Annotated in this window: 24 protein-coding genes; 9 read left to right on the top strand and 15 right to left on the bottom strand. The window is 67.3% G+C overall.

Annotation, left to right across the window (positions count from 1 at the left end):
* Positions 1-1,169: secretin N-terminal domain-containing protein (locus AC1DXX_RS28455; RefSeq protein ID WP_478137562.1), on the top strand; the 1,169-nt coding region annotated here is incomplete at its 5' end.
* A 127-nt stretch (positions 1,170-1,296) separates the two neighbouring features.
* On the opposite strand, the gene AC1DXX_RS28450 is transcribed toward AC1DXX_RS28455, so the two are convergent.
* Positions 1,297-1,797, bottom strand: a complete 501-nt coding sequence (locus tag AC1DXX_RS28450) for a DMP19 family protein (RefSeq protein ID WP_478137561.1) — start codon at positions 1,795-1,797, stop codon at positions 1,297-1,299.
* A gap of 202 nt (positions 1,798-1,999) precedes the next feature.
* Here AC1DXX_RS28450 and AC1DXX_RS28445 point away from each other — a divergent pair, with 202 nt between their 5' ends.
* Positions 2,000-2,731: an oxygen-binding di-iron domain-containing protein gene (locus tag AC1DXX_RS28445; protein ID WP_478137560.1), complete on the top strand. Its 732-nt coding sequence runs from the start codon at positions 2,000-2,002 to the stop codon at positions 2,729-2,731.
* Between the two features lie 156 nt (positions 2,732-2,887).
* Positions 2,888-3,826, top strand: a complete 939-nt coding sequence (locus tag AC1DXX_RS28440; RefSeq protein ID WP_478137559.1) for a methyltransferase domain-containing protein — start codon at positions 2,888-2,890, stop codon at positions 3,824-3,826.
* On the opposite strand, the gene AC1DXX_RS28435 is transcribed toward AC1DXX_RS28440, so the two are convergent.
* Complete coding sequence (locus tag AC1DXX_RS28435) at positions 3,798-5,441, bottom strand: class I SAM-dependent methyltransferase (RefSeq protein ID WP_478137558.1); 1,644 nt, start codon at positions 5,439-5,441, stop codon at positions 3,798-3,800. The two genes, AC1DXX_RS28440 and AC1DXX_RS28435, sit on opposite strands and share 29 nt — an antisense overlap.
* A gap of 96 nt (positions 5,442-5,537) precedes the next feature.
* On the opposite strand from AC1DXX_RS28435, the gene AC1DXX_RS28430 reads away from it, so the two are divergent.
* Positions 5,538-6,872 (top strand): hypothetical protein, encoded by a 1,335-nt coding sequence (locus AC1DXX_RS28430; protein WP_478137557.1) that lies wholly within the window; start codon positions 5,538-5,540, stop codon positions 6,870-6,872.
* 189 nt (positions 6,873-7,061) lie between these two features.
* On the opposite strand, the gene AC1DXX_RS28425 is transcribed toward AC1DXX_RS28430, so the two are convergent.
* Positions 7,062-8,042, bottom strand: coding sequence for a zinc-binding alcohol dehydrogenase family protein (locus AC1DXX_RS28425; protein ID WP_478137556.1), 981 nt, complete (start codon positions 8,040-8,042; stop codon positions 7,062-7,064).
* A 215-nt stretch (positions 8,043-8,257) separates the two neighbouring features.
* Here AC1DXX_RS28425 and AC1DXX_RS28420 point away from each other — a divergent pair, with 215 nt between their 5' ends.
* Entirely contained in the window at positions 8,258-9,526 is a 1,269-nt protein-coding gene (locus AC1DXX_RS28420) for a glutamate carboxypeptidase (RefSeq protein ID WP_478137555.1), read from the top strand.
* Between the two features lie 21 nt (positions 9,527-9,547).
* Here AC1DXX_RS28420 and AC1DXX_RS28415 read toward each other — a convergent pair whose 3' ends face one another.
* The 11 genes from AC1DXX_RS28415 to AC1DXX_RS28365 form a co-directional block, all read right to left on the bottom strand.
* A complete protein-coding gene (locus tag AC1DXX_RS28415; RefSeq protein ID WP_478137554.1) occupies positions 9,548-11,518 on the bottom strand; it encodes a DUF3300 domain-containing protein in 1,971 nt (656 codons plus the stop codon).
* Between the two features lie 159 nt (positions 11,519-11,677).
* Complete coding sequence (locus tag AC1DXX_RS28410) at positions 11,678-12,199, bottom strand: CHAP domain-containing protein (RefSeq protein WP_478137553.1); 522 nt, start codon at positions 12,197-12,199, stop codon at positions 11,678-11,680.
* Positions 12,196-12,864 carry a hypothetical protein gene (locus tag AC1DXX_RS28405; RefSeq protein ID WP_478137552.1) on the bottom strand — a complete coding sequence of 223 codons (669 nt, stop codon included), beginning with the start codon at positions 12,862-12,864 and terminating at the stop codon, positions 12,196-12,198. Before AC1DXX_RS28405 ends, AC1DXX_RS28410 begins: the two co-directional genes overlap by 4 nt.
* Before the next feature lie 18 nt (positions 12,865-12,882).
* The gene (locus AC1DXX_RS28400) at positions 12,883-14,049 is read right to left on the bottom strand and encodes a hypothetical protein (RefSeq protein WP_478137551.1); all 1,167 of its coding nucleotides are present in this window, start codon (positions 14,047-14,049) and stop codon (positions 12,883-12,885) included.
* A gap of 198 nt (positions 14,050-14,247) precedes the next feature.
* Entirely contained in the window at positions 14,248-14,886 is a 639-nt protein-coding gene (locus AC1DXX_RS28395) for a DUF3299 domain-containing protein (RefSeq protein ID WP_478137550.1), read from the bottom strand.
* Between the two features lie 3 nt (positions 14,887-14,889).
* A complete protein-coding gene (locus tag AC1DXX_RS28390) occupies positions 14,890-16,152 on the bottom strand; it encodes an ABC transporter permease (protein WP_478137549.1) in 1,263 nt (420 codons plus the stop codon).
* Positions 16,149-16,898, bottom strand: a complete 750-nt coding sequence (locus AC1DXX_RS28385) for an ABC transporter ATP-binding protein (protein WP_478137548.1) — start codon at positions 16,896-16,898, stop codon at positions 16,149-16,151. The genes AC1DXX_RS28390 and AC1DXX_RS28385 overlap by 4 nt, the downstream gene beginning before the upstream one ends.
* Positions 16,899-16,902: 4 nt before the next feature.
* Positions 16,903-17,481, bottom strand: coding sequence for a DUF2796 domain-containing protein (locus AC1DXX_RS28380; RefSeq protein ID WP_478137547.1), 579 nt, complete (start codon positions 17,479-17,481; stop codon positions 16,903-16,905).
* On the bottom strand, positions 17,478-18,386 hold the full coding sequence (locus AC1DXX_RS28375) for a sulfurtransferase (protein ID WP_478137546.1): 909 nt from the start codon (positions 18,384-18,386) through the stop codon (positions 17,478-17,480). Before AC1DXX_RS28375 ends, AC1DXX_RS28380 begins: the two co-directional genes overlap by 4 nt.
* 23 nt (positions 18,387-18,409) lie before the next feature.
* A complete protein-coding gene (locus AC1DXX_RS28370) occupies positions 18,410-19,327 on the bottom strand; it encodes a DMT family transporter (protein WP_478137563.1) in 918 nt (305 codons plus the stop codon).
* 147 nt (positions 19,328-19,474) lie between these two features.
* Positions 19,475-20,614 carry an aromatic ring-hydroxylating oxygenase subunit alpha gene (locus AC1DXX_RS28365; protein WP_478137545.1) on the bottom strand — a complete coding sequence of 380 codons (1,140 nt, stop codon included), beginning with the start codon at positions 20,612-20,614 and terminating at the stop codon, positions 19,475-19,477.
* Between the two features lie 283 nt (positions 20,615-20,897).
* Between AC1DXX_RS28365 and xseB the strand changes: the two genes are divergently transcribed.
* The 4 genes from xseB (at position 20,898) to AC1DXX_RS28345 (ending at position 25,145) form a co-directional block, all read left to right on the top strand.
* Positions 20,898-21,164: an exodeoxyribonuclease VII small subunit gene (gene xseB, locus AC1DXX_RS28360; RefSeq protein WP_093434602.1), complete on the top strand. Its 267-nt coding sequence runs from the start codon at positions 20,898-20,900 to the stop codon at positions 21,162-21,164.
* A gap of 11 nt (positions 21,165-21,175) precedes the next feature.
* Complete coding sequence (locus AC1DXX_RS28355; protein WP_478137544.1) at positions 21,176-22,075, top strand: polyprenyl synthetase family protein; 900 nt, start codon at positions 21,176-21,178, stop codon at positions 22,073-22,075.
* A gap of 18 nt (positions 22,076-22,093) precedes the next feature.
* Positions 22,094-23,950 carry a 1-deoxy-D-xylulose-5-phosphate synthase gene (dxs, locus tag AC1DXX_RS28350; RefSeq protein ID WP_478137543.1) on the top strand — a complete coding sequence of 619 codons (1,857 nt, stop codon included), beginning with the start codon at positions 22,094-22,096 and terminating at the stop codon, positions 23,948-23,950.
* 112 nt (positions 23,951-24,062) lie between these two features.
* The gene (locus AC1DXX_RS28345) at positions 24,063-25,145 is read left to right on the top strand and encodes a TRAP transporter substrate-binding protein (RefSeq protein ID WP_478137542.1); all 1,083 of its coding nucleotides are present in this window, start codon (positions 24,063-24,065) and stop codon (positions 25,143-25,145) included.
* A gap of 75 nt (positions 25,146-25,220) precedes the next feature.
* On the opposite strand, the gene AC1DXX_RS28340 is transcribed toward AC1DXX_RS28345, so the two are convergent.
* On the bottom strand, positions 25,221-25,691 hold the full coding sequence (locus tag AC1DXX_RS28340; protein ID WP_478137541.1) for a hypothetical protein: 471 nt from the start codon (positions 25,689-25,691) through the stop codon (positions 25,221-25,223).
* Positions 25,692-25,773 lie beyond the last annotated feature (82 nt).

Raw genomic sequence — 25,773 nt, 5'->3', positions numbered from 1 at the left:
GCCAGATCCAGGCCGATCCGTCGACCAACTCGCTGATCATCACGGCGCCYGAGCCGCAGTACCGGCAGATGCGTGCGGTGATCGACAAGCTCGACGGCCGGCGCGCGCAGGTCATGATCGAGGCGCTGATCGTCGAGGTGAGCGCCAACAAGGCCGCAAGCTTCGGCGTCCAGTGGCAAAGCGCGCTGGGCCGCAACGGTGTCGTCGGCACCAACTCCAGCCTCAACGGGACGAACATCCTGGCGCTGACCCAGGCGCTGGCCGCCCGGAATGCCGCCGGCCTGGCGTCGTCGATCCAGCCGGGACTGAACCTGGGCATCGCCGGCAAGATCGGCGGCCAGTACATCCTGGGCGCCATCGCCAGTTTCTTCAGCAGCGACGGCGATGCCAATGTGCTCTCCACGCCCAACCTGCTGACGCTGGACAACGAAGAAGCCAAGATCGTCATCGGCCAGAACGTGCCCTTCGTCACCGGCCAGTACGCGAGCACCTCGGGCTCGGTGGGCGTGAATCCGTTCACGACCGTCGAGCGCAAGGACGTGGGCCTCACCCTGCGCGTGCGCCCGACCATCAACGAGAACGGCACCGTGAAGATGACGATCTTCCAGGAGACCTCGAACGTCGATGCGGCCACGATGGCCAACGCCAACGGCCCCACCACCAACAAGCGCTCCATCGAATCGAGCGTGCTGGTCGAGGACGGCGGGCTCATCATGCTGGGTGGCCTGCTGTCGGACACCTACAACACCAGCATCGAGAGGGTGCCGCTGGCCGGCGACATCCCGGTGCTCGGCAACCTGTTCAAGAACGAGAACCGCACGCGCAACAAGAGCAACCTCATGATGTTCCTGCGCCCTGCGGTGATGCGCGACGGTGCCTCGACCGAGGCCTTCGCCTACGACCGCTACGACGAGATCCGCGGCCTGCAGCAGCAGGTGCAGCCGAACACCGACAACGTCATGCTGCGCAACGTGAACGCCGCTCCCATGCTGCCCGAGGCACCGCTCGCAAGCTCACCCAACCGCGGCAGCGGCAGCATCAGCATGGAAGGCACCCGGCTCATTCCCGCGCCGCAGGCCGCCACGGGCAACCGCAAGCTCGCGCCGCCGCTCCTGCGCGGCGCCTTGCCCTCCACCGCCGACCCGGCCAGCGGACGGGAGTTGCCGTAGGGCGCGAGTTGAAGCACCGGTCAGCCCGGACCCCGGATACGCGCTACGCCGTCAGCTGGCGTGCATCGCGGCGCGGGCGCCGACATCGTGATCGGCACGATCAAGGGCACGGGCAAGCGCAGAAGGGTCAGGCCTCAATACAGAAGTAGCGGTCTGCGTTCTCGCAGAGATGCCTGACCAAGTGAGGAATTCGATCCCAGTCTTCCTTGTAGGGATTGTCCACAGCGTTGTACTCTGCCTCGATTCGAGCGTGGTCGAGCGGCGTCCTGGCGTACTGTTCGAGCATGTGCCGAAGCGCTGTGGCTTCCTCTGACATGCCGACTTCGGCGTAGCTCGCGGCCGCGACATGGACCAGCGTTTGACCCGCGTTGTCCGTGCCCGTCTTGAATCCTTCGCCTGCTCGGCTCTGCTCCCACGTGAAGATCGCGTACACGATCCTGTAGCCAGGCGGGAGTTGATCGAGAAGGTGGTCGGGATTGTCGACGTCGAGTTCCGAGGCCAACTGGTACATGCCTTCCTCTGATGTTTCCTCGCTGTCCGACAGCCAAAAGGGAGAAACATCCGAGCCAGCTGAACTGGAGGCCTCGTCGACCATCCCCAGGACCAGCGCTGGAATGATGCGGGTCATGTGCGCCTTTCTTGATAGGAGGCATGCCATCGACGGCAGCCCGCTCGTGGCCGCATTCTGCCGCAGAGCTTCGAGCCCCCGGACACGGCCTTCGGTTTCCGCCGAAAGCGAAAATTCGTCCATCCGGACTTGCCGAATCGGCGTAGTGTGTCGGGCTTGGCGACGCATTCCTTCGGTACTCCCCAACACACAGGAGACGCGCATGATCACGAATCCGCAGGCCGGCACCAACGTACAGGAAATCGCCTCGGGCATCTTCCGCATCAACACCCCGGTGCCGCTGCCCGACGGCAACCTTTTCAGCTTCAACCAATACCTGGTGGTCGACGACCAGCCGCTGCTGTTCCACTCCGGCCCGCGGCAGCTTTTCCCGCTGGTGAGCGAAGCCGTCGCCAGCGTGCTGCCGGTCCAGCGGCTGCGCTACATCGGGCTGTCCCATGTCGAGGCGGACGAATGCGGCGCGCTGAACCTGTTCCTGGCGGCGGCGCCGCAAGCCGTTCCCTTGTGCGGCAGCATTGCAGCCATGGTCTCGATGACCGACCTGGCCGACCGCCCGCCGCTTGCGCTCGCTGACGGCGAAGAACTCGCACTCGGCAGCCACACGATGCGCTGGTTCGACACGCCGCATCTTCCGCACGGCTGGGAGTGCGGGCTGATGATGGATACGCAAACACACACCTTCTTCTGCGGCGACCTCTTGGCGCAGCCGGGCAACAGCGAGCGGGCGCTGATCGATACCGACATCCTCGGCCCCAGCGAAGCATTCCGGCTTCAGATGGACTACTACGCGCATGCGCCGCAGACTGCGGCATTGCTGACCGAGCTCGCGAAGCAGGAGCCCCGCACGCTCGCATGCATGCACGGCAGCGCGTGGCAGGGAGACGGTGCATCGCTGTTGCGCAACCTTTCAAAGGCACTCTCGGCCTCGCATTGAGTTCGCCGCGAGGACACTTCAGCCCGCCAGCCTGTCCTTCCGGCATTGGCCGCATTTTGCCGTCGGCCTCTGACCGCTCACTCCGAGCCGACCCGCAGGGACGTCATACGCGATCGGGGTGGCCCCGGCGCGCGGTCCATGCGAACATCCGCGCCCATGAATGATGACTTCCATTTCGGTATCGACCGCTTTTCGCACTTTCAGGGCGTGTTGCGCCTGGCAGGCTACGCCTTCTCGCGCAGCGCCGAGGTGCATGCCATCGAATTGCTGCTGGGCGACGGGCAGGTCGCGGCCCTGGAGCGCATCCGGTTGCCGAGCGTGGACCTGGCAGGGCGCCACGGTCGTGTCGCGGTGGCCTGCCGCTTCGACGAGACGCTGGTGGTGGGGGAGGATCCRGGCCCGTTGATGTCTGCGCGCCTGCGCATCCGGCTGAGCGACGGGGGCGAGCACCTGATCGAAGCGCCCGGCACCCTCGGCAGCGAGAACCGGGTCACGGGGTTGTTCGATCGCTTCAAGTCGATGGTGTGCGAGCGGCCGCCCGGGCATCTGCTGGAGGTCGGCTCGCGCGCGCGGGTGGGCGTGACGCGGCGCGAGTGGCTGCCCGACGGCTGGCGCTACACCGGCATGGACGTGGTGCCGGGACCGAACGTGGACGTGGTGGGCGACATCCACCTGGCCAGCAGCTTCCTGCCGGCGGAAGGCTTCGACGCGGTGATGTCGCACGTGGTGTTCGAGCATCTGATGATGCCCTGGAAGGCGGCGGTGGAGATCAACCGCGTGATGCGCATCGGCGGCATCGGTGCCATCCTCGCGCCGCAGACCTGGAGCCTGCACGAGGAGCCGTGCGACTACTTCCGGTTTTCACGCCATGCCTGGCAGGCGCTCTTCAATGCCGCCACCGGCTTCGAGATCGTCGAGGCGCAGCACGACATGCCGGGGTTCATCGTCGCGCAGCACCTGATGCCGGAGACGGCCTTCCGCGAACTGCCGGGCATGCTGGCCTCGGGCGTGCTCTTCCGCAAGACCGGGCCCAGCACGGTCGACTGGCCGGTGGATCCGCGCCAGATCAGCGACGACCGCTATCCGGTGGACTGAGCCGCGACGCGGCGCTGCGCCGCGCGAGGATCGACAGTGCGGGTCCGGCGGGGTGGTCGGGTTCGTCATGTGCGATGCGCAGGTCGTCGAAGCCGAGCGCGCCCAGCACCTGCAGCAGCGCGTCGCGTTCCATCCAGGCCGGTGCATGGACGAGTCCACCGCAGAAGATCGGGTCCTGCTGCTGGCCCGGGCCATAGGGCACGCGGCGGTGGTAGCGCAGGGTGCGACCGCGCCAGGCAATGTTCTCCACGCCGGCAACCAGGCCGCGGCGAGCATCGCCCTGCGGCATCGCGGTGTCGTCGATCACGTGGGTCCAGAGGAACAGGGTGTCGGTGCGTTCGGCCAGCGCCTGCAGCAGCTGAAGCGGATCGGCCATGTGATAGAGCACGCCGCTGGCGACGATGAGGGGCCAGCGGCGCGCATCGTTCGAGAAGAAGCCCATGAAGTCGCCCAGCAGGAAGGCGGCATCCCGCAGGCCGCGCAGTTCCTTGACGATCAGGCACTTGAGAAAGGCCTGCCTGTTGGCCTCGATTGCGAGGACCGAGCGTGCGCCGGCCTGCAGCAGGGCTGCGGTGTGCGCGGCCTCCAGCGGGCCCAGCTCCAGCACGTCGCGGCCCTGCAGCCCGCCGAGCGTGTCGGCCAGCCAGCGCATGCGCACGTCGTCCCAGAGATCGCTGCGCGTGCCGGCGCTCAGGCCGAGCCCGGGTGGCAGGCTGCCGACCCAACTGCCCCGCATCAGGTCCAGCGCGTTCTGCGGGTGTGGCGAGCGCAGTTCGTAGGCAGCCTGGGCGGTCGCGCCGCCGTCGTGCTCGAGGTTCTCGCGCATCGCCTGTTCTGCCAGGGCCAGCCGGTTCAGGCCGCTGCCGCGCGCCCCGCGCTGCAGCACCATCAGGAACTCGCAACCCAGGCAGTCATGGAAGAAGGTCTCGCCCAGCGAGATCAGGCCGAGCTCGCGCAGCTCTTGCATGATCAGCCGGAAGCTGGAGGCCGTGAACACCCAGGCATGGCAATCGCGGTAGGTGGCAGGGTCGGCGCCCAATGCGTTGTCGTAGCCCGCGTGCGCGACACCGGCCATGCCGAAGGGGCCCGGCGAGCCTGGCCCCCACACCGCTGCGCCGTTGCGCGTGGCGCTGTAGGCGGCCTGGTCATACAGCGCGCCCACGTTGTGCCGGCGGCGTCCGTCGACGAAGGCCTGCAGCACCTGGCCGGCGGTCGAGACCGGGCGGAAGTAGTCGAAGGTGTAGCGGCGATCGGGGATCAGCAGGTACAGGCGGCCGGTGTCCGACAGCGCGCGCTCGCAGCGCTGCAGGAAATGGATCGGGTCGGTCAGGTGCTCGAACACATGGCTGGCAACGATGTGCGCGAAGCGCTCGCCGGACGGCAGCAGCGCGTCGAGCTCGGCGCCGTCGTCGATGGCGTCCACCTCCTCGATCATCGCGATGTCCACGTTCGGATCGTCCGCGTACTTGCGCCGCAGCTCGTCCGCGCTCGCGTGGTCGACCACCGACACGTTGAAGCCGGCGGACTTGCGCAGGATCGGCGAGTAGGAGGCCCCGAACTCGAGGGCCCGTTCGCCGGATGCGATGTGGGAACGGATGTGGTCGCGGAAATTCATGGGTGAAGCACGGCTGTGCGCCAGGCGTTTCAGGATGTATAAGACCCGCAGTGTGTCCCAGAGTGACAACTTTGACCAACTGTGTCCGGAGACCTCATGCGATTGATCCATTCCCTCCTGTCCTTCGCGCGTCGCCGCATCGTCCAGACGATTCTTTGGTTTTACACCGCAGGTTCGAAGCTGCTGCAGCAGCCCGCCGTGCGCCGCGAGCGCCGGCCGCGCTTCGAATCCGACGAGGTCGTGGCGCCGGCGCGCGGCGACGTGTATGCGATCGTGGTCAAGTACGCCGGCCACGGCGAGTCGGCCAACCTGCATGTGCTGCTGGACGCGCTGCGGCGCGCCCAGGTGAACACGGTGCTCGTGTGCAACGGCGAGGTGCCCCCGGAGGAGCTTCGCGCGCTCTCGCAGCGGGTGCACCGGGTGATGGTCCGGCGCAATGTCGGGCGCGACTTCGGCGCCTACCGCGCCGCCACGCTGAGCCTGCTGTCGCAGGGCGTGAAGCCCGAGCGCGCGCTGTACTTCAACGACAGCCTGCTCTACATCGAGGGCACCGAGCTGGACCGCCTGGTGGCCGAGTTCATCTTCAGCGAGTTCGACGTGGTCGGCCTGGCCGAGAACCAGTACCAGCATCACGTAGGCTCCTTTGCCCTGTCCGTGAGCGGCGTCGCCTTCGTGCATCCCGAGTTCCACCGGTTCTGGCAGGACTACACGCCCTACGACCTGCGCAAGCACACGATCCATGCCGGCGAATTGGGCTTGACCGCAGTGCTCAAGCGCCTGGCCTGCTCGATCGACGTGGTCTACGACGTGACGCGGCTCGCCCGCAAGCTGCGCGACATGCCCCTGCACGAAGTGGTGGACGCCACGCGATGGCTGCCTTTCGGCTTCCGCCGGCACGCGCTGATGAGCGTGCTGGGCCAGTCCATCGGCGCGCACGGATTGATCCTCGGCGCCGACGCGCTGGCCGGCAGCGCCGCCGCACGCGACGCATCGGCGACCGATCCGGGGTCCGCCGGCACGCCGACCCTCGGTGCGTTGCGCAGCCTGCGCGAAGCGGACGGACGCGTTGCCTTGCTGAGCCGGGACGTGGCCGCGCGCGCGATGCCGCAGACGAGCGAAGCGCAGGGCATGGCACAAAGCGCGCAGCGGCTGTCGCGCCAGCTGCTGATCGATCACATCCTGGAGCACGTGACCAACGGGAGCCAGCTGCACTTCGGCTTCGGTCTCTTCTATCGCTTGCTGGGCTGCCCGGTGGTCAAGCGCGACTTGTTTTCGCGCGGCCTGTACCGCGAGCACGACTGCGCGGACATCCTGGACAACGTGCCCGCACCGACCCGCCAGCGCCTGCTGCGCGACCTCATCAACCGAGGCCGCCTCGACATGCAGCTGGGCTTCTGGCGCGGGCTGCTATTTCGCAACGGCATGCTCTGAGCCAGCCCGATGGTTCTCGACGTCGGCACTGCCGATTTTCCAGAGCGGGCGAGCCGACATCAACGTTGTCTCGCCAACGGGTATTGCTTGTGAGTGCACCAGCTACGTCGAGCGTCCGGAGCGCAACAACTGCAGAGCCGCGCCCATGCGGGCCAACGGTCGCATCACAACCAACAATACGTACAGGCGCTAGATCACGACGACCAGCTTGCCCTTGGCTTCGTTGTGCTCCATCGCCCTGTGCGCCTCGACGATATCGTCGAAGGCGTAGACCTTGTCGATCGGTACGGAGAGCTTTCCCGATGCAACGTCGTCGAGGTAGCTCTGCAGGACGGATGCCGGCAGATCGGCCGCCTCGCCCGAGTAGGCGCACAGCCTCACGGCGTTCGGCAAATAGCCGATGGGATAGAAATCCCTGACGGTCCATTCATTCGACAGCATGCCGGTGAAGCACGCGACACCCCGCCGGCGCAGCGCACGCAGGGTGTCGGGCAGCGTCGGCGTCCCGACCAGCTCGAGGGCGAGATCGACCCCTTCGGGGAAAAGCCTGCGAACCTGAGACGCAACGGCGCCGTCGTCGACCAGGACGTGATCGACGCCGACGGCGGACAGTGCCGGTCGCTTGGCGGGGTTTCGCGTCGTTGCAAGAACCGTCAGACCCCGTTGCTTCGCAAGGCTCGCCGTGGCCAGTCCCACCGACGACGTCCCACCGCGGATCAGGATCGATTGACCCTCGCGGGCATCGAGTGCCGACACGAGGGATCCGTAGGCGGTCTGGAGCATTTCCGGCACTGCGCCCAGAACTTCCCACGGCAGCCCGCTGTGGAAGGCGATCACGTTCGAGGCAGGCACGCAGGTGTATTCGGCATAGCCGCCATCGTAGGTGCGGCCCATGTTCCCCATCATCGCAACGACCTGCTGCCCGACGGCAAACTCGTTCCCTGGACAAGCTGCGACTTCGCCACACGCCTCGATACCCAGTACCCGAGGAAACCTCACCCCCTCGGCCATGCCGAGGCGGGTGTGCAGTTCGGAACGGTTGATTCCGAAGGCGCGCACCTTGATCAGTACCTCTGCGGGCTGGGGAACCGGAATGGGAAGGGTGCGGATCCGCAGGGCCTCGGGTGGCCCCGGGGCGTCGAGCACGACGGCGCGCATTGTTTGAGTCATGGTTGTCCTGTGGGTCGGAAATGGAGGGGACGGCAAGTGGTTCGCGGCTGCAGAATCTTGCTGCCGTTGTGTACGCTTGTCGAGCGGCGGCCGCCGTTCAGCGTGCTACAGGCCACGCGCCGTTGCATGCGGTGCGCGCTGTCGCCGATTTGCTCGGTATCCATCATCGGGTCGCTATGCTGGCGACCGCCATCCACTCAGAGACAAAAACCGTCATGACAATGCGCTCCTCCTTCTTTGCCCTTCGTTCCATCGCCGTGGCCTGCGGCCTCGCCCTCGGCGCCGCAGCAGCTGCACAGGCCGCGCCCGATGCCAAGCTGCTCGCCGCCGCCGAGAAGGCGCAGCCCGCGGTGATCGACAACCTGAAAGAGATGGTGCTGATCGAATCGGGCAGCCTGAACGTCGACGGCCTGCTCAAGATGGCCGACGTGATCGAAGGCCGCCTGAAGGCCGCGGGCTTCAAGACCGAGCGCCGCAAGACGCAGACCGGCGCGGGCGCCGACATCGTGATCGGCACGATCAAGGGCACGGGCAAGCGCAAGATCATGCTGCAGGGCCACATGGACACGGTGTACGCGGCCGGCATCCTCGGCAGCCAGCCCTACAAGATCGACGGCAACCGCATCTACGGCCCCGGCATCGCCGACGACAAGGGCGGCATCGCGGTGATGATGGCCTCGCTGAAGATCCTGGCCGACGCGGGCTGGCGCGACTACGACACGCTCACGGTGCTCGTGAACCCCGACGAGGAAGTGGGCTCGGTCGGCTCGGGCGAGCTGATCGCCACCACGGCCGACCTGCACGACACGGTGCTGTCGTTCGAGCCCACGGCCGCCAAGTCGGTCGCCAAGGGCGAGTCGCTGCTGCTGGGCGCCGCCGGCATCGCGCAGGCCACGCTCGAAGTGAAGGGTCGTGCGGCGCATGCGGGTGCGGCCCCCGAGCTGGGCCGCAACGCGCTGTACGAGCTGTCATACCAGATGCTGCAGACCAAGGACATCGCGAAGGACATCCCCGGCGTGACGCTCAACTGGACCGTGGCGCGCGCCACCGGCCCGATCAACCAGATCACCGAGAAGGCGCAGGCGCTGGGCGACATCCGCATCACGCAGCCCGGTGCCGAGAAAAAGCTCGACGCGGCGCTGCAGGCCAAGCTCGCGAGCGGCAAGCTGATTCCGGATACAGAGACGACGGTGAAGGTCGAGGTCGGCCGTCCGGCTTTCGTTGCTGGCGCGAAGGGCCGTGCACTGGCCGAGAAGGCACAGGCAATCTACAAGGAAATCGATCGCGACCTCGCGTTGACGCCGATGACCGGTGGCGGCACCGATGCCGGCTATGCAGGCCGCTCGGGCAAGGCCACGGTGGTCGAGAGCTTCGGCCTTGCGGGCTTCGGCTACCACGCGCGCGACGAGTACATCGAAGTCGATTCGATCGTGCCGCGCATCTACCTCGTCACGCGCCTGCTGACCGAGATCGGCAAGCAGTAGGCGGCACCGGAGCGACACCTCTCAGGGCTGTTGTCCCGGTGGTTCGCCGGGACGGCGCGGCGGGCGTTTGGCTGCGGCCGCAGCGGCTGCTGCTGCGGCGTGCTGCTGAGCTTGCTGTTGCTGTTGCTGTTGCTGTTGCTGGCGCATCTGTGCCTGGTGTGCCTGCTGTTGCTGCATCTGCTGCTGGCGTTGCTGCTGCTGTTGTTGCATCGCCTGTTGTTGCTGTTGCGCACGCGCGGCTTGCGCTTGCCGTTGCTGTTGCTGTTGCTGGCGGCGCATCTGTTCCTGCTGCTGCCGGGCCTCGTTCTGGGCTTGCTGCTGCCTTTGTTGTTGCTGTGCCTGTTGCCGTTGTATCTGCTGCTGTTGAGCTTGCTGCTGCTGAGCGGCACGCGCTTGTTGTTGCGCCTGCTGTTGCTGTTGCATCTGCTGGCGTCGTGACTGCTCCTGCTGGGCCTGCTGCTGGGTTTGCTGCGTCTGCTGCTGACGCTGGCGCTCCTGCAATGCGCGCTGCTGCTGCTGTTGCTGGGCTTGCTGGCTGGCGGCACGCGCCTGTTGCTGCTGCTCCATCTGCTGCCGCCGCATCTGCTCCTGCTGTTGCTGCTGTTGGAGCCGGGCCTGTTGCGGCTGCTGCTGGTTGGCGGCCCGGGCTTGTTGCTGGGCCTGCTGCGCCTGTTGACGCCGCATCTGTTCTTGCTGCTGTTGCTGCTGGCGCTGTGCCTGCTGAGCTTGCTGTTGCTGGGCTTGCAGTTGTTGCGCCTGCTGTTGCCGGGCCTGTTGTTGTGCGCGTTGCTGGCCTTGCTGCTGCTCCTGCATCAACGCTTGCTGCTGCCGTGCTTGCTGTTGTTGCTGCTGCGCCAGCTGGGCCTGCTGCTGTGGCGCGAAGCCCGGGCCGCCCGCGAAATTGGGCGGGGGAGCACCGGGCGGCATGCTGCGCGGCGCACCGCTGTTGTAGACGTTCCGCACGTTGTTGTTGACCACGGTGGTCGAGCGCGAGATGTAGGTGCTGTTGTTGTAGACCACCGCCGGCCGGGCGTAGGCCGGCTGCGCGATGCGCTCCGGTTCGCGACCCCGCCAGCGCGGCGCGCCCCAGTTCATGTTCCATGCGTGCCAGCCCCAGTCGTGCCGCTCCAGCGCGGCGCCCACGACCACGCCGGCACCGAACGCCAGCGCGCCCGCCGCGGCGACTTGCCCGCGGCTGTAGCCCGGCGCGACCTCGACGGGCGGGGCATACGCATAGCCGGGGTAGACGGGCAGGGGCTCGCCGTAGATCACCTGGGGGTCGTRGCGCGGCACGTACACCACGTCGGGCTGCACCGGCTCGATGGTGATCAGCTGCTGCGGCGGCTCGATCACTGCGGGACCCGCATAGACCGGCTGCATGTCCGGCGCCGGGACGTAGTCCCGCGGCGCCGCGGCGCTCGCGACCCGGAGCCTGTTGTTGTTCTTGAGGCGGCCTGCGCTCGAGGCGCGCTGCCGCATGACCTGGATCGCGTTCATCACGTCGGCCGGGTCGTTGTAGTAGACCTTGCCGAGCGATTCGGTCCACGTGATGTTGCCGGCGAGCTGGTCGAGCACGGGCCGGAAGGCGGTGAGCGACTTCACGCTCGGATCCCAGGGCTGCTGGTTGGCCGCATCGGCGAGCGGTCCGGCCTTGAGCGACCCGTTCTGCGCGAGCCAGTCGTGCGCCGCGGTGATCTGCTCGGGGTAGGTCGCGCCCGCCAGGATCTGCGCGACCAGTTTGTCGGGGTAGAGCGCGATGGGTGCGACCAGTTGGTACAGCTGCTCGGCCGAGGGCGGCGTGTAGGCCGCGGGCACAGGGGCCGCGGCCGGAGCGGCAACGGGTGCCTGCGGCACCGTGGGCGGGGGAATGGAGACTGTCGGCTCCGTGGTGGGCGTGGGCGGGGCGACCTTGTCGCAGCCTGCGATGGCGAGTGCGCCGATGCACAGCGAAATCGCGAGCAGCCGCGGGACCGGGGGACGTTGTTTTTTCATCTGGAGTTCCATCAAGGCGCCGACGTCACGCCTCGAAACTCTCAACGGTCTCTGACGGTCTGCGATGACCCACCTTGCACCCGGGATGCAACCGTCTGTGTCGTCCCGCCACTGCAGCGCGTGTCGGCGCATGGCCGACAAAGAGGCGCAGCCGGTGGATCAGCTGAAGATGCGGATGTAGCTCTTCGCGAGGCTCGGCACCCGTTCCTTGACCCAGACACCGTCGCCGGTGACGCTGTCGCGCTCGCCCTTGCCGTTGGTGTTGCCCTCGATGGTGGCGAGCGTGCGGCTGGGAACCGGCTGGTCGTCGGTGACGATGCCGATGTGCGAGAAGTCGAACACCACGAAGTCGCCCGCGCGGGCCTTCTGCGTTTCGTCGAGCACCTGCAGCTTGCGCTGGCGCGCCCACTTCTCCCAGCCGAAGGCACTGGCATCGCGGCAACGCCACTTGTCGGCCAGCGAGAACGTGTCGAGGTGCAGGGCTTCGCGCACGGCCTCGTTCTCCAGCCATTCGCGCAGGACCCAGGCGGTGAAGGCCGCGCACCAAGGCCAGGCGCCCGGTGCGAGCCAGGTGGCGCCCTGGTACTCGACGATGCGGGCGCCGGTGTTGTTGACGGCCGTTTCGCGCGTGCCGATCTCGGTGCGCGCGATGGCCAGCATCTGGTCGATCAGTTCCTTCATGGTTGTCCTTCCGAGGGGGGTGACGGTGCGCCGGGCGAGGGCTTCCTGGCCGGTGCTGCGCGCGCCTTGCCCGGCAGCGCGCGCCACACCGCGATGGCGGCGACGAACAGCGCGGTCGTCAGCAGCATCGAGAGAAACATGTACCAGCGCTCGAGCCGGCCGGTCATGGCCTGTTGCGCGGTTTCTTCCCACAGAAGTTCGCGGTCGGCGACGAGCTGCGGGCCGCCGAACATCTTCACCGCCTCGGCAATGCGCATGCCCTGGCTGCGTTTCCTGCCCATCTCGTGCAGCTCGCCGCGGATGTAGCGCGCCTGCTGGCTCGCGGGCAGCTCGGCAGGGTAGGCGAACACGTAGGTCCGCACGACATCGCGGTAGGTGAAGAAGGCCCAGAACGCGGTTGCGGCCAGGAGCAGGGCGAGCACGGCGAGCCACTGCTGCCGCGTGGACGACAGGCGCTTGCGTATCAGCAGGCTCAGCGCCAGCAGCACGACCATGGTGCCGAACGACACCATGCCGATGGACAGTTGCGCGCCCTCGATGGGCGGCACCAGGTCTTCGAGAAAGGAGTGGAAGAGCGCGAGCGTGGCGCCGACTGCGGCGGCGGCCGAGGCGACGATGGCCACGAGGCCTTCGAACGGCGAGGCGGGGCGGGCGTCGGTGGCCATGGCGACGGGCGGAGCGGCTCAGCGTGCGGGCGGCACCGTCACGCTGCCGGGGGCCTGGAACAGCAGGTCGGGGCTCGACGCGTCGAGCAGGTGGCCATGGACCCGCATGAAATTCGTCAGTCCGCCGGCCACGACGAGGTCCGCCATTTCCCTGTACTTGAAATCGGGCCCGACCCACAGCCGCATCTCGCCGCGCTGCACCTCGCCGGTCGAGGGCGAGGTCGGGCGCTCGAAGCTCAGCAGGGTCAGCAGTTCGAGAATCAGCTCCGGATCGTCGGGCTTGTCCACCAGTCCGGCGGGCAGCACATAGACGCGCAAGGGCTCGCGCAGGTCCTTGCCATCCTCGCCGCGCACCTTGACCGTGACCTTGCGGAATTCGAGCGGCTTCTCGCCGTTGACCATGCGTGCCTGCATGGCCTGCACCGGCCTGGAGGCGTCCGCAAGCTTCTGCAATTCCGGCTCGCCGATGGGCTGCGTGTCGGCCTGCGCATTGATCTGCTGCGCCACGCCGTTGGCGTTGCGCAGGTAGTAGCGCGACAGTGCGAGTTCGCGCGAAGGCAGTGCGGGTGCACGCTGCGCCACCAGCCGCGCGGTGCTGTCGACGCTGGCGAGCAGGTCGCGGTGCTGGTCGACGTCGACCGGGCGGCGGTAGGCGCTCGGCGGCAGTTGCAGTGCCTTGGCCTGGATGAGGCCCGTGCGGTCGACCTCGACGGCCGCCGTGTAGCGCGCAGCTTGCGCCATGTCGATGCGTGCGCGGGGTTGCAGCGCTGCCGTCGCGGGGCGGCTGGCGGCGGCCTCCGGCACGAAGGCAGAGACGCGCGTGTGGGCAGGAATGCGGTTGGTGGCGGTGACCTGCGGGTTCATGGCGCGGAAGGCCTCGACCGTCGGGCGGTCGGCCACCACGCCGCGGCGCTCCAGATAGTGGTTTACCGTCTGCTGACGCGGGACGACCTCGACCTGCCGGACGATGCCGGTGTCCGACGGCGGGCGCAGGTCTGAGCCCGCCGGAGCGTGGCGCTGCGGGGCTGCCCACTGCGCGGAGGGTGGTGCGCGGTCGGGGCTGCGCTCCAGGGGAATGGCGGTGGCGGCGCGCTCGGGGCGAACCATGCGAACGGGCTGCGAGCCCGCGTCGCCTGCGGTCATGGCAAGCAGGGGCAGCAAGAGAAATACCGGCAGGACCCGCATGGCGCCTCCTCCATCTGGACGAGATGCCGCTGGCGAAGGCAGCGACGCCCGCCAATCTAGGCGTCGCGGGTGGGTTGCGCATCCATCGAATGCGGGATGCGAGGCCGTCGTGCGATGTAGGCGCGGCGGGCGCCTCAGCCATCCGGCCTGTGCCCAGGGTGCGAATGAGGTCCTAGGAACTACAGGATGCCGGGGCGCTTACTTGGCGCCGCCCGAGTACTTGGTGACGCTGCTGGCGCTCATGTGGTAGCCGCTCACGCCCATCATCGAATCGTTGCGCTGGGTCTGCAGCTTGCCGGTGACCCACACGGTGTCCATGGCGCGGAACTTGGCGCCCTTCTGCGGGATGACGTGCAGGATCTGGTTGGCCGGCGGCGGCGGCGTGTGGATGCAGGCGCCGAAGTAGGGCACGAGCAGGAACTCGGTGACCTCGCCCTTGGCCTCCTCGAGCGGCACGATGAAGCCCGGAATCTTGATCTCGGCGCCGTTCATCGCAGGGTTGGTCGGCGCGTTGTTCGACACCTCCTGCATCTTCATCAGCATCGCGTTGGCGCGCGGATCGCCGTCGTCGAGCGCGCTCAGGTCCATGCCCTTGAATTCCTTGGACGGGTCCCAGTCCTTGGGCACCAGTTCTTCCCAGGTGATCTGGCGCGGCTGGCCGGGCGTGCCCTTGGCAGCGGCGGGCGGTGCAGCCTTGCCGCCGAGCGGGTTCGACGCGGTGGTGTCCTTGGGCGCGGGGTCGGCGGCCCATGCGGCCGCTGCAAGGCCGGCACCTGCAAGCAGCATTGAAAGGCGAGTGAAGGCGTTGATCGTGAAGGTTTTCTTTGCGATGCGCATGGTTCAAATCCTCGGTGAGAGGCCGTCGGCAAGAGAGAGTCTGTAGGCACGGATGCCAGGCAGGAGGCTTGCCAGCCAACCCGCAACCAGCAGGCTCGCCATCAGCAGCCATTCGTTCAGTGTAGGTTCGGAAAGGCTCAGTGTCAGCCCGAACTGCGACTGCAGCCACGGCGAGAGCAGGGCGATGCCGAGCACCGCCATCACCACACCGAAGGCCACGCCGAGCATGGTGACCATCGCGCCTTCGAGCGCGAGCAGCGCCAGCACATGGCGCAGGCCGGCGCCGACGGCGCGCAGCACGGCGAGTTCGCGTCGCCGTTCGTTCAGGCCCGCCATCACCACCGAGACAAGACCCGCGAGGCTGACCAGCGCGACCAGCGCCGACATCAGCAGCAGCGCGTTCTCGCCGATGCCGATCACGCTCCACAGTTCGTCGAGCGCCACGCCGGGCAGGATGGCCATCAGCGGCTCGCCGGTGTAGGTGGAAATCCAGCGCTGCACGCCGAACACCGCGGCGCGATTCTTCAGGCCCACCAGCGCGGCCGTCACGTTCTTCGGCGTGAGGTCGAACTTGCGCACCTGCTCGGCCGGAATGCGCACACCCGGCATGGGCGCACCGCCCACCCATTCGAGGTGGATGGCTTCCATCGCCTCGAGTCCGATGTGCACCGTGCGGTCGACCGGCGTGCCGGTGCGTGCGAGCACGCCGACGACCGTGAAAGGCTTGTCGGCATGCTCGGCCACGTTGAGTTCGCCGCTGCCGTGCGCGAGCGTGATCTTCCGGCCCACGTGGTAGCCGAGCTTGTCGGCCACTTCGGCGCCCACCACCGCATCGAAGAGTTCGCTGAAGGGCTTGCCCTCGCGCAGCTTCAGCGATTGGCGGTCGCCGTAGCGGAATCGGTTGAAGTAGTCGGTGGACGTGGCGAGCACTGCGAAGCCGCGGTGCGAATCGCCGAGCGAGAGCGGCACGACCCAGTCGACGCCGGGGTGCGCGGCCAGCGCCTGCACGCTTTTCCAGGAGATGTTGTTGGTGGCCGCGCCGATGCGGAACACCGAGTACAGCAGCAGCTGCGTGGAGCCGGTGCGCGCGCCGACGATCAGGTCGGTGCCCGAGACGGACGATGCGAAGTTCTCGCGCAGCTCGGTGCGGATGCGTTCCACGCCGAGCAGCAGGAAGGTCGACAGCGCGATCGAGAACACCGTGAGCGCGAGCGTGAAGCGCCGGTTCCAGGCGCTGCGCCAAGCAATCGAAAAGAGCGCCTTCATGCGTCCACCGCCATCGCGCTCGATGCCGCGCGGTTGATTTCCGGCAGCAGCACATGCCGTGCAAAGCGCTGCGCAATGCGCTGGTCGTGGCTCACGAACACGAGCGCGCTGTGGTGGACGGCGCAGGCCGTCAGCAGCACGTCGAGGAACGCTTCGCGCCGGTCTTCGTCGAGCGCGGAAGTGGGCTCGTCGGCGATCACCACCTCGGGCTGGCCGATGAGCGCGCGCGCCGCGGCCACGCGCTGCTGCTGGCCGACCGAGAGCTGCAGCGCCTGGCGCTTCCACAGGTTGCGGTCGAGGCCCATCTGGTCGAGCAGGTGCTCGGCCTCCTCGCGCGAACTGCGGTTGCGCGAGGCCTGCGCTTCGCGCCGGGCCGAGAAGCGGCAGGGCAGCAGCACGTTGTCGAGCACGCTCAAGTAGGGCAGCAGGTTGAACTGCTGGAAGATGTAGCCCACATGCGCCACGCGGCTGCGGTCGCGCGCGGCACCCGAGAGCTGCGACCAGTCATGCCCCAGCAGGGTCACGCGGCCTTCGTCGGCCACGAGCACGCCGGCCAGCAACGACAGCAGCGTGCTCTTGCCGCAGCCGCTCGGGCCGTGCAGGAACACCGATTCGCCCGCGGTGATGCGGAAAGCCTCGATGTCGATGCAGGGCGCCTTCACGCCGGGCCACGCAAAACGCAGCGCTTCGGCGGAGAGGACGACGCGCAAGCCCGTCGACTCGGCCTGCTGGGAGGTGCTGCTCACAGTCTTATTTTCCCCAGCTCAGGCGAGCGGGCTGGGTCGCTTGGGCGCCGGCCGGGCGCTTGAGCTGGCGCTTGAACTGGCCCTGCGAGGAAGCGATCTGCGAATCGATCTGGCGCAGTCCCTTGAACGCACTGAACAGGTTCAGGTCGATGAACTTTGCCGCCGCCGCGTTGGTGCAGTTGAAGGAGAAGGTGGCGTCGAGGTCCGCATGGCCCGCGGGCTCGTTCGGGTCGGGGTTGCCGAGGCCGAGTGCGCTGGAGCGCAGGTCGACCGGACCGAGCTTGCAGTTGGCGGCCGGGTCGACGATGAAGAGCTTGTCGGCCGCGCGCAGCAGGGCGATCGCGGCTTCGACGATTTTCTTCTCGGCATCGGTCTTCGGGGCGCGTTCGAAGCCGACGATGTTGTCGAGCGGGGATTCCATGTCGATCACGACCGTGGGGCCGTCGATGGCCACGTCGAGCTTGAGCTGGCCGTGCACGTGGGCGTGCTGCTGCTGGGCCTGGGCGGAAAGGAACGGGGCCGCCGCGAACAGCGCGGCAGCGATTGCGAGACCGGAGATACGTCGAAGCCGAATGTGTTTCATGGTTCTGCGCCTTGCCGGGTCGGCAGCCCCGGCGTGTTGCTCCATTCGCTCCAGCTGCCGGCATAGAGCGCGGTTGTCCCCAGCCCGGCGATCTGCATCGCAAGCAGGTTGGGCACAGCGCTCACGCCGCTGCCGCAATGGTGGACGACCGTCGCCGCGTCACGTCCCGCGAGCAGCGTCTCGAACTCGGCACGCAATTGCGATGCCGGCTTGAATTTGCCGTCGGGGCCGAGGTTGTCGGCGAAGGGCCGGTTGAGGGCCCCGGGGATGTGACCGGCAATCGGGTCCAGAGGTTCCACCTCGCCGCGATATCGTGCACCGGCCCGTGCGTCGATCAGGTTCTGGTCAGTTTGGCCGAGCCGGCGCACCACGGTGCCGGTGGTCACGAGCTTGGCAATCGGCTCGCCCTTGACGAAGTTCGACTGGAAGCGCGCCGGCTCCTCGCGGTTCGTGACGTCGCCGCCCGCGGCCTGCCAGGCCTGCAGGCCGCCGTCGAGCACGGCCACCGCGTCGTGGCCCATCCACTTGAGCATCCACCAGAGGCGGCCGCAATAGTTGGCGCCGTTGCGGTCGTACACCACGGCCTGCATGTCGTTCGCGAAGCCGATGCTCGAGAGCCAGGCCGCGAACTTCTCGCGGCTGGGCAGCGGATGGCGCCCGCCCGAGGCCGGCACGCCGTCTTCCTGCGCCACCACCACATCGCCATGTGCGCCGGGTACGCCGTGCCTGGCGCTGAGGTCGGTGTCGAGGTTGGCATACAGGGCGCCCGGAATGTGCGCGGCGGCGTAGATCTGCGGGCCGGCCTCGGGCTTCATGAGTTCGAAGCTGCAGTCGAACACCATGAGGGGGGTGTCGCCGGCTTGAAGTTGCTGGAGTTGTTCGACGCTGACGAGGGTGGTGTACATGGCGTGTTCTCCTTCGATGAGATTCAGTGTTCCTCGGCCGGCGCCTTCGGCACGGCCCTCTGGCGCAGCACGGTGGCCGCGATGCCGCTCACGACGATGAGCGCCATGCCGGCCCATCCGGCGGCATCGATGCGGTCGTCGAACAGCACCACGCTGTAGAACGCCGCAAAGACAATGCCCGAATACTGCAGGTTGGCCACCACGAGGGTGCCGGCCTGGGTCTTGGCGGTGGCGTAGGCGCGCGTCATGCAGAGTTGTCCGAGGGCGGCCAGCAAACCGATCGGCAGCAGCCACAGCGCATGCTGCCACGTCCACGAATTCCCGCCTGAAAACCCGGTGGTGGCCGTGGCCAAAGCGCCAGCCACGGCGGAGCCGACCGCGAAGTAGAAAACCGTGCGCAGCTCGGGTTCGCCGATGCGCGACAACGCCACCACCTGCATGTAGGCGAATGCGGCCGTGAGGCCCGACAGCAGGCCCAGCAGCCCCGCGAAGCCTTCGTTGCCATTGACCGTGGGCTTGAGCATCAGCACCACGCCCGCGAAGCCCGCGAGCACGGTCATCGCCAGTGCGCCCTGCAACGGCGGGCGCTCGACGCGGCCATCGCGGCCGGGCACCGGCACCCAGGCGAGCAGCGCACCGCCGATCAGAAAGGCCGCGACCCACACGCTGCTCATGTAGTTGAGCGTGACGGCCGTGGCCAGCGGCATGTGGGCGATGGCATAGAACCATGCGCCCAGCGACACCACGCCGATGGTGCTGCGCCAGGCGTGCATGCCGGGGTACTTCGTCGCGAGCGAGACGCCGCGGTTGCGCGCCAGCAGCCACAGGAACACGATGCCGATCAGGCCGCGCCCGAGCACCATTTCGCCGCTGTTGAACCAAGCCGATGCGACCTTCACCACAACGCTCATGGTCGCAAACAAAAAGGCGCCGAGCACCATCCACAGCGCTTGCACTATGGGCTCCCCTCCAGGATTCGCGCACTTCGTGTCGCTTCTCCTACCCCCTCACCGGGGGCGACACCAGCGGCCCGGCAAAGCCGGTTCCGCGGTGTTCCTGAAACACCCGTCGATGCGGCAATCATCGACTCAGGCGTTCTGCATCGCGATGCGGTACCACTCGTGGAACTGCTGCATGCCGTCTTCCATGGGGCTCTGGTAGGGGCCGGTTTCGTTGTCGCCGCGCAGCATCAGGGCCCGGCGGCCGGCGTCCATGCGCTCGGCGATCTCGTCGTCTTCCACGCAGGTCTCCATGTAGGCGGCCTGCTGGGCCTCGACGAATTCGCGCTCGAAGGCGACGATTTCCTCGGGGTAGAAGAACTCGACCATGTTGAGCGTCTTCGTCGGGCTCACGGGGTGCAGCGTCGACACGGTGAGCACATGCGGATACCACTCGACCATCACGTGCGGGTAGTAGGTGAGCCAGATGGCGCCATACTTCGGCGGCTTGCCGTCGCGGTACTTGAGCAACTGCTCCTGCCACTTCTGGTAGATCGGGCTGCCCGCGCGGCCCAGGCGGTTGGCCACGCCCACCGTCTGTACCGAGTAGCTGGCGTTGAACTCCCAGCGCAGGTCGTCGCAGGTGACGAAGCTGCCGAGCCCGGGGTGGAACGGGCCCACGTGATAGTCCTCGAGGTAGACCTCGATGAAGGTCTTCCAGTTGTAGTTGCACTCGTGCAGCTCGACGCGGTCGAGCGTGTAGCCGCTGAAGTCGAGGTCGGCCCGGGGTCCGAGGCCCGCCATGTCGGCGGCCACGTCGCGGCCCGTGCCATCGGCGTTCTTCTCGAACAGGAGGCCGTTCCATTCGGTGAGCGGGTAGTTGTGCAGGCTGAGGCAGGGGTCCTGCTCGAAATGCGGGGCGCCGATCAGCGTACCGGTGGTGCGCGGGTCGCTCGCGGCGTAGGTCCAGCGGTGCAGCGGGCAGACGATGTTGCCGCCGGCCTGGTTGTCGAGCTGGCCCCGGCCCTGCAGGATCAGCGCCTGGCGGTGGCGGCAGACGTTGGAGATCAGCTCCACGCCCTTGGGCGTGTGGACCAGCGCGCGGCCCTGGTGCTCCTGCGRCAGGGTGTGGAAGTTGCCCATTTCGGGCACGGCGAGGCGATGGCCGACATAGCGGGGCCCTCGCGCAAAAAGGTTCTGCATTTCGCGCGCGTAGAGCGCTTCGTCGAAATACGCGGAAACTGGAAGTTGGCTCGCGGCCTGCTGCAGTTGAAGACTTAAATCAGACATGGAGGACCTGACCAAGCTCCCCACAGGGAGAAAAAAAGGAAATAACGGAAGGCACCGTCTGAGATGCAACGGCCCGAGAAGTGTGTCGGTTTTGCCAACAAGAAGAATTCGCATTGTACCCGGGGGTCATTTTTTTGCCCCCCGGCTTTTCACTCCGCTACGCTGCGTGTAATTCGCCACCCCCCGAGGGGGAGGCGCGGCTCGCCTTGGGGCGGCCCGGCGGCGGCCGCCACCCGATTCGGGCCCCGCCCTAAAATGCCCCGTTTCACCCACGTTTCGTTGCATGCCCAAGGTGCCTTCTCCTTCTTCTTCCAGCCCGGCGGCCACGCCCGATACGGGCCCGCTGCCCGCCAGTTACGAAGCGGGGCTTCAGGAACTGGAACAACTGGTTGCAGAACTCGAATCGGGCCAGCTGCCGCTCGACCAACTGCTCGGCAGCTACCAGCGCGGCGCCGCACTGCTCGCCTTCTGCCGCGACAAGCTGCAGGCGGTCGAAGACCAGATCAAGGTGCTCGATGCGGGCAGCCTCAAGGTCTGGACGGCCGAATGACGGCGGCCGCGATGACCGATTGGGATGCCGCACGGCTTGCCGGCTGGAGCGAGCCGCATCTTGCGAATGTCGAGGCGGCGCTGTCGCGCTGGGTCGGCGTCGACTCGCCGGTGCTGCTGGGCGACGCGATGCGCTATGCCGTGCTCGACGGCGGCAAGCGGCTGCGGCCGCTGCTGGTGCTCGCGGCCAGCGAAGCCGCCGGCGGCAATGAAGCCGCGGCGCTGCGCGCGGCCTGCGCCACCGAACTGATCCACGCCTATTCGCTGGTCCACGACGACCTGCCCTGCATGGACAACGACGTGCTGCGCCGCGGCAAGCCCACGGTGCACGTGAAGTTCGGCGAGGCCGACGCACTGCTCGCCGGCGATGCCTTGCAGGCGCTGGCCTTCGAGCTGCTGACGCCCGAGGGCGACGAGGTTCCCCTCGCGACGCAAGCCACGCTGTGCCGCCTGCTCGCGCGCGCCGCGGGCAGCCAGGGCATGGCCGGTGGCCAGGCGATCGATCTGGCCAGCGTCGGCATCGCGCTCGACGAAACCCAGTTGCGCGAAATGCACCGCCTGAAGACCGGTGCGCTGCTGCAGGGCAGCGTCGTCATGGGCGCCGCCTGCGGCAACGTGACCCCGGCCGCGCTGGCGGCCCTGCGCGACTACGGCGCGGCCATCGGCCTCGCATTCCAGGTGGTCGACGACATCCTCGACGTCACCGCCGATTCACAGACCCTGGGCAAGACCGCCGGCAAGGACGCCGCGGCCGACAAGCCCACCTACGTGTCGCTGCTCGGCCTCGACGGCGCACGCACGCAGGCCCGCCAACTGCTCGCCGACGCGCTTGCCGCCCTGGCGAAGAGCGGCCTGGCCGACACCGCCGCCCTGCGCGCGCTGGCCCACATGGTGGTCGACCGCGACCGCTGAGAAAAGAACATCCCCCACATGGCTCCGCTGCTTCCCACTCTCCACGACCCCTCGCCGATCCGACACTACGACCGCGCACAACTCAGGCAGCTGTCCGACGAGGTGCGCGCCTGCGTGCTCGACAACGTCTCGCGCACCGGCGGCCACCTGAGCTCTAACCTCGGCACGGTCGAGCTCACCGTCGCGCTGCACCATGTGTTCAACACGCCGCACGACCGGCTGGTGTGGGACGTGGGCCACCAGACCTATCCGCACAAGATCCTCACCGGCCGGCGCGAGCGCATGCCCACGCTGCGGCAGATCGGCGGTATCTCGGGCTTTCCGCAGCGCAGCGAGAGCGAGTACGACACTTTCGGCACCGCGCACTCGTCGACCAGCATCTCGGCCGCGCTCGGCATGGCGATGGCCGCCAAGCAGAAGGGCGAAGACCGCTACACCGTGGCCATCATCGGCGACGGCGCGCTCACGGCCGGCATGGCCTTCGAGGCGCTCAACAACGCGGGTGTGTGCGACTGCAAGCTCCTGGTGATCCTGAACGACAACGACATGTCGATCAGCCCGCCCGTGGGCGCCCTCAACCGCTACCTCGCGCAGCTGATGAGCGGCAACTTCTACGCCGCCGCCAAGAGCGTCGGCAAGAGCGTGCTGCGCGCCGCGCCGCCGCTGTTCGAATTGGCCAAGCGCTTCGAGGAGCACGCCAAGGGCATGGTGGTGCCGGCCACGCTGTTCGAGCAGTTCGGCTTCAACTATGTCGGCCCGATCGACGGCCACGACCTCGATTCGCTGGTGCCCACGCTCGAAAATCTCAAGCACCTGCGCGGCCCGCAGTTCCTGCACGTGGTCACGAAGAAGGGGCAGGGCTACAAGCTGGCCGAGGCCGATCCGGTGGCCTACCACGGGCCCGGCAAGTTCGATCCGCAGGTGGGCCTCGTCAAGTCCGCCGCGGTGGCCAAGCAGACCTTCACGCAGGTGTTCGGGCAATGGCTGTGCGACACGGCGGCACACGACGGCCGGCTGGTGGGCATCACGCCCGCGATGCGCGAAGGCTCGGGGATGGTCGAATTCGAGCAGCGCTTTCCGGACCGGTACTACGACGTCGGCATTGCCGAGCAGCACGCGGTCACCTTCGCGGCCGGTCTGGCCTGCGAAGGCCTGAAGCCGGTGGTGGCGATCTACTCGACCTTCCTGCAGCGTGCGTACGACCAGCTGATCCACGACGTCGCGATCCAGAACCTGCCGGTGGTGTTCGCACTCGACCGCGCGGGCCTGGTCGGCGCCGACGGCGCGACGCATGCAGGGGCGTACGACATCTCCTTCCTGCGCTGCATTCCCAACATGGGCATCGCCTGTCCGGCCGACGAGCGCGAGTGCCGTCAGCTGCTGTCGAGCGCTTACGAACAGAACCATCCGGTGGCCGTGCGCTATCCGCGCGGCGCGGGTGCCGGCGTGACGCCGCACCTCACGCTCGACGCCTTGCCCTACGGCAAGGGCGAAGTGCGCCGCGAAGGCCGGCGCATCGCGATCCTCGCCTTCGGATCGCTGCTGTACTCCGCGCTCACCGCCGCCGAGTCGCTCGATGCCACGGTGGTCAACATGCGCTGGGCCAAGCCGCTCGATGTCGAGCTGCTGCTGCAGGTGGCAGGCACGCACGATGCCATTGTCACGCTCGAAGAGGGCGCCCTCATGGGCGGCGCGGGCAGTGCGGTGCTCGAGGCGCTGCAGGCGGCCAACGTGCAGAAGCCGGTGCTGCAGCTGGGCTTGCCTGATCGCTTCATCGAGCATGGCGACCCGGGCAAGCTGCTGGCCTCGATCGGCCTGGATGCCGCGGGTATCGAAGCCTCGATCACCCGGCGCTTCGGGTCCGTCGCAGGGTAAACCCCCGCCGACCGCGTAGAAGCGCGTTTTTACAATCTGTAAGACTTACAAAAGTCGTCAACGCGGCCACAAGCCGCGTTTCGTTTTTTCCAATGCACTCGGAGTGAATTCAATGGATCGTCGTTCCCTCATCAAAAACGCCGGCATCGCCGGCGTTCTGGCCGCCGGCATTGCGCCCGCAGTCCATGCGCAAGCGGCCGTTCGCTGGCGGCTTGCGTCCAGTTTTCCGAAGCCGCTCGACACGATTTATGGCGGCGCCGAAGTTTTCTCCAATGCGGTCAAGGCCATGTCGGGCGGCAAGTTCGAAATCTCGGTGCATGCGGCTGGCGAGCTGATGCCGGCCTTCGGCGTGGTCGACGGGGTGCAGCAGGGTTCGGTCGAAGCCTGCCACACGGTGCCTTACTATTTCTACGGCAAGAACCCGGCCTTCGCGCTCGGTTCGGCCATTCCCTTCGGCATGAACGCACGCCAGATGAACGCGTGGATGATGCACGGCAACGGCCGCAAGCTGATGGACGAGTTCTACGGCACCTATGGGATGCTGAGCTTCAACGGCGGCAACACCGGCACCCAGATGGGCGGCTGGTTCCGCAAGGAAATCAAGACCCCGGCCGACCTCAAGGGCCTGAAGATGCGCCTCGGCGGCGGCCTGGTGGGCGACGTGATGACCAAGCTCGGCGTGGTGCCGCAAAGCATTCCGGGCGGCGAGATCTATCAGGCGCTGGAAAAGGGCACGATCGACGCCGCCGAATGGGTCGGCCCGTACGACGACCAGAAGCTTGGCTTCAACAAGGTCGCGCCGCACTACTACTACCCGGGCTGGTGGGAAGGTGGCCCGGAGGTCGACTTCTTCATCAACAAGAAGGCTTTCGATGCCTTGTCGGCCGAGAACAAGGCCATCGTCGCGGCCGCTTCCGCAGTGGCCTCGCAGGACATGCTGGCCAAGTACGATGCGCGCAATCCCACCGCGCTCAAGCAGCTGATCGGCGCCAAGATCAAGCTGCTGCCCTTCAGCAAGGAAATCCTCGACGCATCGTTCAAGGCTTCCCTGCAGGTCTACGAAGAAAACAGTGCCAAGAGCCCGGAATGGAAGAAGATCTATGCCGACTTCCTGACCTTCCAGCGCGACCAGGTGGCATGGTTCCGCGTCGCCGAAGGCCGCTTCGACAACTACATGCAATCCGTGAAGCTCTGAGCTTCAAGGGCACCCAATAAAAAACCGCGCGCTGCGCGGTTTTTTCATGGGCACTGGGCACTTGCACGGGCGCGATCAGAGCTTGCGTGCCTGTTTGAGCTCGGCCACCAGCCGCTCGAATTCGGCGATGAGTTCCGGCGTGGCCGCATAGAACACCGCGAACTTGCCGACCAGCGTGCGCACATAGAGCCGCGGCGCAATCAGCCAGTCGAGTCCGCGCACGCGGATCAGCTTGCCGAAGGCGAGGTCGTCGAACGCCATCTGCTTGTCCCAGATCCAGCGCTGGTGCAGGCCTTGGCGGTCGATGCGGGTGCGGCTGGTCATGATGTGGAACCAGGTCCAGCCCATCAGCGCCATGCCGGCGAGGAACCAGCCGAGGCCGCCGGTCTTGGCGGTGCCCAGGGCGCCCACCGACCAGAGCTGTGCCAGCCAGAAGGCGCAACCGCCCACGATCACGGTGGCCAGCAGCTTGAAGGGCAGCGAGAACGCCGGGCCTTCGACCGCGTCGCCCTGCGACGGTTCGAAACGAAATGGTGCCGGACCCAAAAGCGCCTACTTCTTCTCGGGTTCGGTGCCGGCGGCGCCGGGGGCGGGCGGTGCCTCTTCCTTGGGTGCATCGCCAAAGGGG

It is taken from the genome of Variovorax sp. P4_B10 (genome assembly GCF_056402375.1).
This window is presented reverse-complemented; position numbering and strand designations above follow the sequence as displayed.